The sequence below is a fragment of the Endozoicomonas sp. ISHI1 genome (assembly GCF_024606225.1).
Classification (GTDB): Bacteria; Pseudomonadota; Gammaproteobacteria; order Pseudomonadales; family Endozoicomonadaceae; genus Endozoicomonas_A.
Map to the genome: position 1 here is coordinate 25,889 of NZ_JAGRPU010000049.1, position 11,694 is coordinate 37,582.

At 47.2% G+C, this 11,694-nt stretch carries 14 protein-coding genes; 4 read left to right on the plus strand and 10 right to left on the minus strand.

All coding sequences use genetic code 11. The features are described from left to right. Positions 1-700: 700 nt before the first annotated feature. The 4 genes from KBW69_RS20485 to KBW69_RS20500 all read left to right on the plus strand — a co-directional run bounded on the left by KBW69_RS20485 (position 701) and on the right by KBW69_RS20500 (position 4,451). Positions 701-922, plus strand: coding sequence for a hypothetical protein (locus tag KBW69_RS20485; protein WP_257282093.1), 222 nt, complete (start codon positions 701-703; stop codon positions 920-922). 559 nt (positions 923-1,481) lie between these two features. Beyond that, positions 1,482-1,784: a Rha family transcriptional regulator gene (locus KBW69_RS20490; RefSeq protein WP_257282094.1), complete on the plus strand. Its 303-nt coding sequence runs from the start codon at positions 1,482-1,484 to the stop codon at positions 1,782-1,784. 747 nt (positions 1,785-2,531) lie between these two features. Then, positions 2,532-3,089, plus strand: a complete 558-nt coding sequence (locus KBW69_RS20495; RefSeq protein ID WP_257282095.1) for a recombinase family protein — start codon at positions 2,532-2,534, stop codon at positions 3,087-3,089. A gap of 234 nt (positions 3,090-3,323) precedes the next feature. Beyond that, the gene (locus tag KBW69_RS20500) at positions 3,324-4,451 is read left to right on the plus strand and encodes a S1C family serine protease (protein ID WP_257282096.1); all 1,128 of its coding nucleotides are present in this window, start codon (positions 3,324-3,326) and stop codon (positions 4,449-4,451) included. 7 nt (positions 4,452-4,458) lie between these two features. Here the strand turns inward: KBW69_RS20500 and KBW69_RS20505 are convergent, their stop codons facing one another. From KBW69_RS20505 to KBW69_RS20550, 10 genes are all read right to left on the minus strand, one after another. After that, a complete protein-coding gene (locus KBW69_RS20505; protein ID WP_257253077.1) occupies positions 4,459-5,031 on the minus strand; it encodes a hypothetical protein in 573 nt (190 codons plus the stop codon). A 70-nt stretch (positions 5,032-5,101) separates the two neighbouring features. Continuing rightward, a complete protein-coding gene (locus KBW69_RS20510) occupies positions 5,102-5,614 on the minus strand; it encodes a TVP38/TMEM64 family protein (protein ID WP_257282097.1) in 513 nt (170 codons plus the stop codon). Between the two features lie 196 nt (positions 5,615-5,810). After that, positions 5,811-7,115: a histidinol dehydrogenase gene (hisD, locus tag KBW69_RS20515; RefSeq protein WP_257253075.1), complete on the minus strand. Its 1,305-nt coding sequence runs from the start codon at positions 7,113-7,115 to the stop codon at positions 5,811-5,813. 107 nt (positions 7,116-7,222) lie between these two features. After that, entirely contained in the window at positions 7,223-7,867 is a 645-nt protein-coding gene (gene hisG, locus KBW69_RS20520; protein ID WP_257282098.1) for an ATP phosphoribosyltransferase, read from the minus strand. A gap of 201 nt (positions 7,868-8,068) precedes the next feature. Continuing rightward, positions 8,069-9,331 (minus strand): UDP-N-acetylglucosamine 1-carboxyvinyltransferase, encoded by a 1,263-nt coding sequence (gene murA, locus KBW69_RS20525; protein ID WP_257253102.1) that lies wholly within the window; start codon positions 9,329-9,331, stop codon positions 8,069-8,071. A gap of 25 nt (positions 9,332-9,356) precedes the next feature. Then, the gene (locus KBW69_RS20530) at positions 9,357-9,692 is read right to left on the minus strand and encodes a BolA family protein (protein WP_373690726.1); all 336 of its coding nucleotides are present in this window, start codon (positions 9,690-9,692) and stop codon (positions 9,357-9,359) included. Between the two features lie 138 nt (positions 9,693-9,830). After that, entirely contained in the window at positions 9,831-10,148 is a 318-nt protein-coding gene (locus KBW69_RS20535) for a lipid asymmetry maintenance protein MlaB (protein WP_257253072.1), read from the minus strand. Positions 10,149-10,189: 41 nt separating this feature from the next. Then, a complete protein-coding gene (locus tag KBW69_RS20540; RefSeq protein ID WP_257253070.1) occupies positions 10,190-10,861 on the minus strand; it encodes a phospholipid-binding protein MlaC in 672 nt (223 codons plus the stop codon). A gap of 26 nt (positions 10,862-10,887) precedes the next feature. Further along, positions 10,888-11,142: a DUF86 domain-containing protein gene (locus tag KBW69_RS20545; protein WP_257253069.1), complete on the minus strand. Its 255-nt coding sequence runs from the start codon at positions 11,140-11,142 to the stop codon at positions 10,888-10,890. An 83-nt stretch (positions 11,143-11,225) separates the two neighbouring features. Continuing rightward, on the minus strand, positions 11,226-11,486 hold the full coding sequence (locus KBW69_RS20550; RefSeq protein WP_257282099.1) for a nucleotidyltransferase domain-containing protein: 261 nt from the start codon (positions 11,484-11,486) through the stop codon (positions 11,226-11,228). Positions 11,487-11,694 lie beyond the last annotated feature (208 nt).

Consider the following 11,694-nt stretch of genomic DNA (forward strand, 5'->3'; position numbering starts at 1 on the left):
TCAGTAGTAGGAAGTAATAGAGCTACCCTTTTGTTTTGAGATAGTTAACATATGTATTAATTAGGAGTGCCCTGTTGGTTTTTCTATAGGTTCCCAAGTGGTGAAAAACCCCGCAGCGGAAAAATTCCCCACCCTTCAGTCCTCACTAAAGCTCTCTACCTCTTTAGTTAACATATGTAGCAAGTGCCCAAAAATTGCACAGTGCAAAAATTCCGCACCCTGAAGGTTCCACTAAAGCTCTCTACCTCTTTAGTTAACATATGTAGCAAGTGAACAAAAATCCCGCAGCGCAAAAACTGTTCACCCTAAAGAACCCACTAAAGACCCTACAAGAAAAGAACGAAGAGCTTAAAGAGAAGCGGGACGAGGCTATATTGTCCCTGCATGATTGTGGTGAGAAGTCTAATAGGGCTATCTCTAAGGAGTTGGACGTTCCCCAGAAGACAGTGAACCGTGTCATAAACGATAGTGAGTCAAAATTGCACGGCGCAAAAATGACTCAACCTACAGTCCACGATAAAGAACCTCACCCATTAGACGAACTCCTCCATACAATTAAGGAGAGTAGTAGTGGGAGTAATAAAGGGAGTAATAAAGGGAGTAATAAAGGGAAGCTCAAGGGTAATCTAAAGAGCTTAACGTTCCCAGACAGACCGTAGACCGTGTTATACAAGGTTGCCCAAAACCGCACAGTGCGGAAATGAGCAACCCTGAAGGTTCCACTAAAGGTAGTGAACAAAAACCGCCACTGGCGAAAACTGTTCACCCTAAAGGTTCCACTAAAGGTAGAGAGGCGAAAAATTGCAAGGCGCAAAAATTCGCCCCCCTGAAGGTTCCACTAAAGGCAGTGAGTCAAAATCGCCACTGTGCGGAAATGACTCACCCTAAAGGTTCCACTAAAGAGACTCACTCCTACTTATAACCTTTATTATTAATACACAGTAGAGTAGATAGGAGTGGGAGTAATAAAGGGAGTAATAAAGGGAAGCTCAAGGGTAATCTAAAGACCCTTCGGATAGTCATCAATGAGGGTAACTACAGGCTGAGTAGAACTATCATTAGGTTCAATATATATGCAACACATGTCTTATACTATTTGACCTGAGAGATTAACCATTCCCTTGTAGATCAACCATCAGTTAACCAAGGCTCTATAAGGGTTCGATAAGGGTTCTATAAGGGTTATCTAAGGGATTTACTCCTCCTACCTAAACCAATGTAATACCTAAATATAAAAGCTCTTAGGGAGGCTCTGAGAGGCTCTGAAGGGCATGTATAGCTTTTACGCCAATGACGGAAAAGTACACAGGACAAGGGGTCAATAACCATCCTCTCTACTGAGGGCAACGGAGTAACTAACAACTCCTTACTTCCACTCCTTACTTCCACTCCTTCATAAGAGAGCAGGAGATAGGAGTAATAAAGGGGGAGTAATAAAGGGAGTAATAAAGGGGAACCAGAAGGGGAACCAACAGACAACCATGTCTCACATTGAGATAGCTAAGCTTGCTGGGAAACGTCCTGATACAGTTAAGAAATCTATGGAACGCTTGCAGGACAAGGGTTTAATTAGCTTCACGCCAATGACGGAAAGCTGCTTAAAGACAAACAGAGCTATCAACGCCTACCACGTAAACCAGCGTGATTCATACGTCGTCATGGCTCAAGTGTCCCCTGAGTTCACCGCTAAACTTGTTGATCGCTGGCAGGACAAGGGGTTAATCCAACTTACGCCAATGACGGAAGTTCACAGGCGTTATTTCCTACACTCAAATTTAGGATAGGAATACTGGTAGGAGTTGGAATCAACCGCCCCAGATTTGGGGGCATCTACGTTTGTAGAGATATTCAAAATATGCTGTCTCAACTTAACTCCTCAGATTTGAGGGCTCCTACGTTTGTAGAGATATTAACTCCATGCTAGACAAGCTCGGAATAGAACAATCCAAATTTGGATCGTACTACGTTTGTAGAGGGAACACATACATTGAATACCTCCCGTACCCCTGCACGTAGTACTGAAGGAACTCAAAAGGGAACCTACTTGAGGTCGGCATACACCTCCCTTTTAGATTTACCTGAGAGAACCAAGGGTTTTCTCTGAGGGGAACCAGAAGGGGAACCAGAAGGGGAACCAGAAGGGGAACCAGAAGGGGAACCACCAGCCAAACCACCAGCCAAACCACCAGCACCCCTTGGATATTTTTACCACAAATTTCTGAGCCCTTTCTTTATATATAGCGGCTGGCTGAATGTCCCCGTAGGCCAAAGCCAAAGGCCGCCCCTACCCTTACTTACTTCTTTGTAATATGAGGAGTAATTAATCCTTCTCCTTCCCTCTCCTTCCCTCTCCTTCTACCTTCTCCTTCCCTCTCCTTCTCCTGTATCACTAGGGTACACCCTTGAGTCACACTGACAGTGACACACTTAACACACAAATAGATGTAACAATAGAGTTGCTTTTGATAATGACACACGTATAATGCCGAAAGTCTAAAGCCTAATGACACACTGATAAGGTACACACAGCAATGTCTGAAGCAGCATATATACGAGTCTCAAGCACTGACCAGAACACAGAGAGACAATACGAGATAGTTAAAGAAGTAGGGGAAGGAGTGAAAGTATTTGAGGATAAATGCAGCGGAAGCACAACCAATAGACCAGCTTTAGATGATCTTAGGAACTGGCTAAGAGAAGGAGACACAGTACACGTCCACAGCATTGATAGAATGGCTAGAGACTTGTTAGACCTTCAGAGCCTTGTTAATGAGTTTAATGAGAAGGGAGTTACTGTAGTGTTTCATAAGGAGAGTCTTACCTTCTCCTCTAACAAGAATGATTCAATGTCAAAGCTCATGCTTCAAATCTTTGGGGCTGTAGCTGAGTTCGAGAGAGCAAGGATTAAAGATAGACAGGCTGAAGGGATAGCCAAGGCGAAAGCTAAAGGAGTCTACAAAGGCCGTAAGCAATCAGTCGATAGGGATAGAGTAAGGGAGTTGAAAGCTGGTGGTATGGGAGCTACTGATATTGCAAAGGAGCTAGGGATAGCCCGAAAGACTGTCTATAGATGTCTACAGAGTGCTTGAGGAAGTGCCTTCATAACTGACAATATTTTTGCCTACATCTTTGAATATCAGTGAAAACAGTTTCATTGTATAGTTTCACTGCAAGCCAGTAATACCAAGAGGTTTAGTCATGGACAACGCTGACAACAACGATGCCTACACAATATTAAGGAATTATACTGCTGGCTTGCAGGTTTCAAGAATTTTTATTTACAGCAACGAAAGCCCCGGCCCACAATCACTGACAAGTACATCATGAAAAAACTTCTCAACCAGCTCATCTACCCCGCCCTGTCAGGCCTGATTGTGGCCTTGCTGGCGATATTGTTTGCTCCGAACTGGCTGGGCCTGCCCCAACTGAATTTCAATAATGTGCTCAACAGGAGTGAACAACTCTTGGGCATTGGCGAGATTTCCTATAGCTCGGCAGTCAAGATAGCAGCACCTGCAGTGGTCAACATTGCTACCGCCACATTGGTCGATGAATCCAGCCGCTCGAGAATGCCCAAGAGCCCCTTCACAGAAAATAATCTTGGCAGAGCCAAGGTAGAAACCAGCCTTGGCTCCGGAGTCATCATCAGCCCTGACGGCTACTTGCTGACCAACAATCACGTTATCGAAGGCGCCGACCGAATTGTGGCTGTACTGAAAGATGGTAGGGAAGAATCTGCAGCGATTGTCGGCAGGGACCCGGAGACGGACCTTGCGGTACTGAAAATAGATCTAAACGATTTACCCAGCCTGAATCTTGTTGACTCTGGTCAAAACGAAGTGGGGGACGTCGTTCTGGCGATTGGTAACCCCTTTGGACTGGGGCAAACAGTCACCATGGGGATCATCAGTGCAACTGGCAGGAATGACCTCAGCCTCAATACTTATGAAGATTTTATTCAGACCGATGCCGCCATCAACGTGGGTAACTCAGGAGGGGCTCTGATCAGCGCCCGTGGTGAACTGCTGGGCATTAACACGCTGTTGTTTTCCAGAGGTGGAGGTAATGAAGGCGTTGGCTTTGCTATTCCCTCCAGCATGGCTCGATTTGTCACTCAGTCCATCATCAAGTACGGTCGGGTTGTGCGGGGTTGGCTAGGCATAGAATCACAACCGCTTACCAGCCGGTTGGCAGAAGCTTACGGTGTCGAAAGCAATGCCGGCATTTTGATTTCAGGTGTCTACGACAATGGTCCTGCAGATATGGCCGGTCTGAAACGCGGAGACATTCTGATAGCCATCAATAACATCAATACCAGCGATGGCAGGAAAGTCATGAATATGGTGGCCCAGGAACCACCGGGGAGTGAAGTGACCTTGCAGATTCTGCGTAATAACCAACCTCTTGAAATGAAAGCGGTTGTCGCTACACGACCCAACATGGTCAACTGATTGAGGATTATCCTATAAATATCAGCAAAATCATGGTACCGATAACACCGGCAAAAAAGGTACCCACATAAGCCACACCCGACCAAAGCCATTCATCATAATTGGTATGGTAACGTTTCAATATTTCCGGGGTTACAGGCTGGAGTCTGGTCAGATCATCCAACAGCATATGGTTGAACTGCCTGCCACCAATACTCTCAAAGCGATCCTGCTTTGTCACTTCCACCTCGACGATCAAAGCCTGCTTTTTATAACCACTGCCTAGCTTATAATGGCTCCAAACCAGCTTGCCATCTGTTTTTTTCCGAAGATTTATTCCGAAATGAGCAATATGGGTCAGATGTTCCAGAGGAAGAAACTGTTCCACAAAAGCATCGTGATAATAGACACAGTCCGAATGGCATGATGTGGAAAACCAAAGCCACTTTTCATAATCATTCTGTTCAACCGTCACACACACTTTTGTTCCAGATGAGTGACAAACGGCTTCTGTTTTGGAAGACCCCAGAGCCCAACCATTGAGACACATTAAAATCAGATATAAACCCACAAACAATGCCCCCCGAACTATCCTGCACATGCTTGCCTCTATTTATTCAGCTGAGAGTGACAAACATAGCAGGTGCCAAGCTTATCTGATCATTTTCCAGTTATATCGTCAGTGCCTGTTTTGCTGCACGATTCAACAGAAAGAGGAGCCCACCGACGGACACAACAATCAGCAGCATTACCAACCAGCTTGACTCCGGCACTGATAACTCGCCATTCATCAGTGAAATAATGTCGTGAGCTTTGATGCCCAACCAGATGGAAAAAAGTGTTCTGGGAAGCATGCCAAAAAAACCACCCAGCAGGAAAACCGAAAACGAAATATTCAGTGCGGGCATTAAAAGGTTCATTAATGCAAAAGGCAGAACGGGCGAAAGCCTGATCAGAAACATCAGGCTCCAACCACTGGCATTCAGGGTTTCCAGTGTTTTTTTGACCCGTGGGTTGTTTTGAATGGATTGCATCAGGTGTCCACCATCCAGGAGTACACCTACCCAGTAGCCCATTGCTGAAGCCAACAAATAGGCTGGCAACATATAGAGGATGGCATCCCAGCCCAGAAAAAAACCTGCTAGCATTGCAACAAAAGTACTGGGAGTCAGAGCCAGAGCCATGGTCGCAGCACTCAATAGAAAGAAAGGGAACCATTGCCCAATACTTAGATCGGATAGATCAGTCTGGTACCGGATTAACACCGAGGCCGCCCAGGAACTGAATAGCAATGGTACAGTGCTGAGGATAACCGCTCCGATAACAGACTTTTTGCTTACCCCGAGAATGAATGAAAATGACATACCAAGAGTCGATGCTTCATTTCTTGATACGATATTCCGCTGAACGGGCGTGAGCTGTCAGAAATTCTCCTCGCGCCAGCACAGAGGCTACTTTACCCATTTCTGAAGCCCCTTCGGATGAAAAATGAATCAGAGAAGATCGCTTCTGGAAATCATAAACCCCCAGCGGGGAGGAAAAACGCGCAGTACCGGAGGTAGGCAATACATGATTCGGACCGGCACAATAATCACCCAAGGCTTCGGCTGTGTAACGACCCATAAAAATAGCACCGGCATGACGGATATCAGACAACAGAGCCTGAGGATTTTCTACTGATAACTCGAGGTGTTCAGGAGCGATTCGGTTGGTGACGTCACAGGCGGCTTTCATATTCGGAACATGGATCATAATGCCTCTGTTGTTCAGCGATTCTGCAATAATCTTCTTACGCTCCATGTCGGGCAGCAATCGACGCATACTTGCTATAACCTGATCAAGAAAAAACTGATCCGGAGACACCAGAATCGCCTGAGCGTCTTCGTCGTGCTCAGCCTGAGAAAACAGATCCATAGCAATCCAGTCCGGATCTGTACGACCATCGCAGACTATCATAATTTCAGATGGACCTGCGATCATATCGATACCTACCTGACCAAACACTTCACGCTTAGCGGTGGCAACATAGATATTGCCAGGGCCAACGATCTTGTCCACGCCGGGAACGGTTTCAGTACCATAGGCAAGAGCGGCTACAGCCTGGGCCCCACCTATGGTAAACACTTTCTTGACGCCAGCAACAGCGGCAGCGGCAAGCACCATGTCATTGACGACACCATCCGGTGTGGGCACCACCATAACAATTTCTTTTACGCCAGCAACATGAGCCGGGATGGCATTCATCATAACGCATGAAGGGTAGGCAGCCTTGCCTCCCGGCACATAAAGACCTACACGATCCATAGGCAACACTTGTTGCCCAAGCAGGGTTCCATCCTCTTCTTCGTAAGTCCAGGAAGATTGCATTTGACGCTCGTGATAGCTTCTGATTCTTTTAGCAGCAACTTCCAGAGCCTTTCTCTGTTCCTGCGGGATGGTTTCCAGTGCCTTCTGTAGCTGCTCTTCCCCCAGAGTAAGATCCGCCATACCAGAAACGGAAAGGCGATCAAATCGATGGGTAAACTCTACCAGAGCCTCATCACCACGGGAGCGCACTTCGGCAATGATATGCTTAACACGATGCTGAACCTCTTCATCAGAGACACTTTCCCAGGCCAGCAGCCGATCCAGCTGCTCATTGAAATCCTGATTTTCGTAGCTCAGTTGTACAGGATTTACCGTCATCGTATTACTCCGTCACTCTTTTTTACCATGAACTTTTTACCACGAAAGCTGCCATGAAAACCCTTTTATCCGGGATTGAGGCAAAAAACGTTCATCAGTCATGGCTGTTAATAGGTTTGTGCGTCTACTGCAGCTCTCAACTGCTGAATCAGTGCATTAATGGCTTCAAACTTCACTTTCATGGAAGCTCTGTTTACAACCAGTCTGGAGGATACGTGAGTGATCAATTCTTTTGGCTCCAGCCCGTTGGCCCTCAGAGTATTACCGGTATCAACGACATCAATAATGGTATCTGCCAGACCCACCAGCGGTGCCAGCTCCATAGACCCGTAAAGTTTGATTACATCAGCCTGACGCCCCTGAGAGGCGTAGTAGCGTCTGGCGACATTCACAAACTTGGTCGCTACTTTGACCCGACCGGTTGTCGGCTCTTCATGCCCTTTTTTACCCGCAGTCATCAGCTTGCATTGGGCAATCTGCAAGTCCAAAGGCTCATAAAGCTCTGTCGATCCATGTTCCAGTAACACATCTTTTCCCGCCACCCCCACATCAGCAGCACCGTACTCAACATAAGTGGGTACGTCACTGGCTCTGACAATCAAAAGGTTGACGTCTGGATGAGTGGTAGAAATAACCAGCTTCCTGCTCTTGGCAGGGTCTTCAGCTAACTCAATACCCGCCTCCTTAAGCAGTGGCAGCGTATCTTTAAGTATGCGCCCTTTGGAAAGCGCTATTGTGATCTGGCTAGACATCTGGGACAGGCTTCCTTCGCGTTAAGTGGGGTAGTTTACACCAAACAGAACATGACGTGAGTGTTAGACTGCCGTACCGACAGGGAGTTTTTATACTTTTATGAGAGAAAAAGATTCAGAACTGATCTAACAAGATCAGGGGATAGCTGGAAGCTTCCCCTGACACATGACCGCCATAAGTTTTTCGGGTTCAGGAGACTATCAGGCAGGTACCCGCTGAATTTTCGCACCGAGCTGCTGAAGCTTCTCTTCAATACATTCGTAACCACGATCAATGTGATAGATGCGCTCAACAACCGTGTCACCTTCAGCGATCAGACCCGCGATGACCAGACTGGCTGACGCCCTCAGATCTGTCGCCATAACAGGAGCCGCCTTCAGAGAATCAACCCCTTTGATCACAACCGTGTTGCCTTCTACTTTCACGTCAGCGCCCATTCGCTTCATTTCCTGAACATGCATGAAGCGGTTTTCGAAGACGGTCTCTGTAATACTACCGACGCCTTCAGAAATCAGGTTCAAGGCCGTAAACTGTGCCTGAATATCTGTAGGCATGGCAGGATAGGGAGCCGTCTTGAGATCAATCGCTGCGGGACGTTTACCCATCATGTCCAGCTCAATCCAATCTTCGCCCCATTCCACGCAGGCTCCGGCTTCACGTAACTTGATCAGAATCGCATCCAGCAGATCAGGCTGAGTATCCTTAAGGCGAACTCTGCCACCGGTTGCAGCGGCAGCGATCAGATAAGTACCGGTTTCGATACGATCGGGCAGAACTGAATAAGTACATCCGTTCAGACGCTCAACGCCCTGAACACGGATAACATCGGTACCAGCACCTTCAATCCTGGCACCCATGGTCATCAGGCATTCCGCCAGATCAACCACTTCCGGCTCACGGGCAGCATTCTCAATAATGGTTTCACCGTCTGCCAGACAGGCTGCCATAAGAATGTTTTCAGTTCCGGTGACGGTGACGGTATCCATAAAGATACGGGCACCTTTCAGACGGTCCTTGATGCTGGCCTTGATGTAACCGTCTTCAACCACAATGTCAGCCCCCATAGCCTGAAGGCCACGAATGTGAAGATCAACCGGGCGACTGCCGATGGCACAGCCACCAGGCAGAGAGACTTCAGCACGACCGAACCGGGCCAACAGAGGCCCCAAAACCAGAATGGAAGCCCGCATGGTTTTTACCAGTTCATAGGGAGCTCTTAGCTGTTTGATGGTACTGGCATGAACTTCAACGTTCATACGCTCATCGACCATCAGATCAATACCCATACAGCCAAACAGCTCAAACATGGTAGTGATATCGTGCAAGTGAGGAAGGTTACAGACGGTAACCGGGTCATCCGCCAGCAGGGTGGCTGCTAGAATAGGCAGCGCAGAATTCTTGGCACCGGAGATACGAATTTCGCCATCCAGACGCGTACCACCAGTGATAATCAGTTTATCCATCATAGTTTCACCTGTGATCTGCTGGTTAGGTCTGACGCTGAGCTTCGGAAGGTGTCTGGGTGGTCATGGTCACCGCATGAATGGCACCACTGGCGATCAGTTCATTCAGGTGTTTGTATACCATCTGCTGACGTTTAACGGGCAGGGCCCCTTCAAACTGGTCACTGATAACGGTGAGTCGAAAGTCACATCCTTCCCCTTCTACCAGAACCTTTGACCCCGGGATACTCTCTTCCAGCAGCGCCTTAACTTCGGTGGCTTGCATGCATTCACCTCTCAAAACAGGCATGAACCGGATAAAAGCCGTCTCACGCCTCAAAAGCATAAACACAAAAACACCACCCAACAGTGGTATTTCCATGAAAAAATCCAACAGCCATTCAACAAGCCTGTGCTCGCCGTACATGCTTGCGGGCAAATCGATGAATCATATCGGACATTGACTGCACTGACCAGTCCCAAAGGGGACTGGCAGCCAAAAGACTGCAATTACGTTCAATCAGGAAGTGGGGCAAGTACTTTCCTGCAAAATGGGTGCTATTCCACAGACCTTGGCCAGGGCAGCAAGCTCCTCCGGCATATCAGAGAGGCAGAGATGCCCGCCCTTACTCTGAGCCAGCCTGATCCAGGACAGACAGACAGAAAGGGTTGAGCTATCTCCTTTTAGCAGTTCTCCAAGACTGACTCTCAGGACACCTCCGGGAGCTATGTCCTCTTCCAACAGTCTACGTCCCTCACTCTCCACTTCGACAGCATTATCAACATTGACAATCCCGCGAAGTGAAAACTGCCCTGGCGCCAATCGTTCAAGCTGCATAATTTGAATTCCTGAATGCTCACAGTAAAAAATTGACCAGACTACTTGTTAATGTTCCCGTCTGTTGAAGCCGACATGATGGCAGCCCAGTGCTCTACCACGTAAGGCACTTTCTTGTGCTTTTTCATAGCATCGGCAAACTGGCTCTGGAACTGCTTGGCAATGTTGATGCCTTCAATAGACACGTTTCGCAGCTTCCAGCGACCATCAACGTGTACCATTGAGTAAAAGATCTCGACCGTGTTGGTGCTGGTGCGAACCTTCATCTTGACGGGGACACGACTGGTTTGGCCTTCCTGATATTTTTTCAGCAGCTCGGGAGAAGTTTTATCCACACTGTCGATAATCAGGCTAGTGTCGTCCAGAGACAATAGCGCCTTGCCATAGAAACGGATCAGACTGTCTCTGAATGCCGATTCAAACTTATCAACCTGATCAGGGCTGCGGTGAGCAAATTTGCCCATGACATAGCGGGCTACCTGATCAAATGCCACTACCGGAGATAAAAGTCGATTGACTTCCCTGAAAAAACCTTCAGGGTCTTTCTGGTAACGCTCCTTATTCTTATTGAAGGTATCCAGCAGCTCGGAAGTAATCCTCTTGACTTCCTCTTCCGGTGGCTGCAAAACAGGTGCAGCATAAGACATTCCCGCCGCCATCAGGCAGACCAGCCCCACCATGAATTGTTGAACAGTCTTTACCATTTTCATCATTGATTCTATCTTCCTTTGCAGGCTTTCTAAATTGAATTTAATAGCCTTTTAAGCTCTGGCAAATTTTGTTCGATGGTTCGACAAACCAGTTCTATATCCAGAGTTCCATAAGCATGAGCAGCCCTGTTACGCATTTGCCCTGCACCTCGAAGCGATGACCGAAGAGCTGGAGCGGGCTCAAACCCGGGAATTTTCATGACTTTGCCAGCTTCTTCCCCAATAATGACCATGCGCACCATTACGACATCCTGTAACTGTCTATCTGCCTTGAACCGGGCCAATGTGCAACTGCCAGATTACGCTCAATACATTCAATGCTTTCCAGCATTTTCTCCACTGGATATCTCACTTCCTTGACCATAATTCACAACACCCTAATGTCCTGCTCTATTTGCTTTCTATAGGGTTCATAAATAGATTCACGAGCGACTACATCAACAGGAATATTCAACAGATCTTTCAAGTCGCATTCGATATTACCAATATCAAAAAGTGTTGTCTGGTCAGTGGATTCTACCAGAATGTCAATATCATTCCCCTCATCGATATAGCCATTTCGAGCCAGAGACCCAAACACTCCTGGATTAGAGCAATGGTAACTTTCAACTATACGTATGATACTCACGCGATACTCACGCAATTCATTCATGGTAAGCTTTGGCATTCTGCTCTCCTGAATTCTCCTTCCTGTTTACTGATACCTGCTACCTAGCAGCCTGTCGGACTTAAGGCTGTCCTACTGCGGTTGCAATAAATTGGTCTAAAAATTCCTGCTTCTTCGTCAAATAGCTCGCTATTCTCCTCAGAAGCAGAAATTTTTATCCTCAATTTCT

Coding starts and splice junctions, on each gene's coding strand:
- KBW69_RS20485 (WP_257282093.1), top strand. CDS start 701: ATGAGCAACCCTGAAGGTTCCACTAAAGGTAGTGAACAAAAACCGCCA.
- KBW69_RS20490 (WP_257282094.1), top strand. CDS start 1,482: ATGTCTCACATTGAGATAGCTAAGCTTGCTGGGAAACGTCCTGATACA.
- KBW69_RS20495 (WP_257282095.1), top strand. CDS start 2,532: ATGTCTGAAGCAGCATATATACGAGTCTCAAGCACTGACCAGAACACA.
- KBW69_RS20500 (WP_257282096.1), top strand. CDS start 3,324: ATGAAAAAACTTCTCAACCAGCTCATCTACCCCGCCCTGTCAGGCCTG.
- KBW69_RS20505 (WP_257253077.1), bottom strand. CDS start 5,031: ATGTGCAGGATAGTTCGGGGGGCATTGTTTGTGGGTTTATATCTGATT.
- KBW69_RS20510 (WP_257282097.1), bottom strand. CDS start 5,614: ATGGCTCTGGCTCTGACTCCCAGTACTTTTGTTGCAATGCTAGCAGGT.
- hisD (WP_257253075.1), bottom strand. CDS start 7,115: ATGACGGTAAATCCTGTACAACTGAGCTACGAAAATCAGGATTTCAAT.
- hisG (WP_257282098.1), bottom strand. CDS start 7,867: ATGTCTAGCCAGATCACAATAGCGCTTTCCAAAGGGCGCATACTTAAA.
- murA (WP_257253102.1), bottom strand. CDS start 9,331: ATGGATAAACTGATTATCACTGGTGGTACGCGTCTGGATGGCGAAATT.
- KBW69_RS20530 (WP_373690726.1), bottom strand. CDS start 9,692: ATGGAAATACCACTGTTGGGTGGTGTTTTTGTGTTTATGCTTTTGAGG.
- KBW69_RS20535 (WP_257253072.1), bottom strand. CDS start 10,148: ATGCAGCTTGAACGATTGGCGCCAGGGCAGTTTTCACTTCGCGGGATT.
- KBW69_RS20540 (WP_257253070.1), bottom strand. CDS start 10,861: ATGATGAAAATGGTAAAGACTGTTCAACAATTCATGGTGGGGCTGGTC.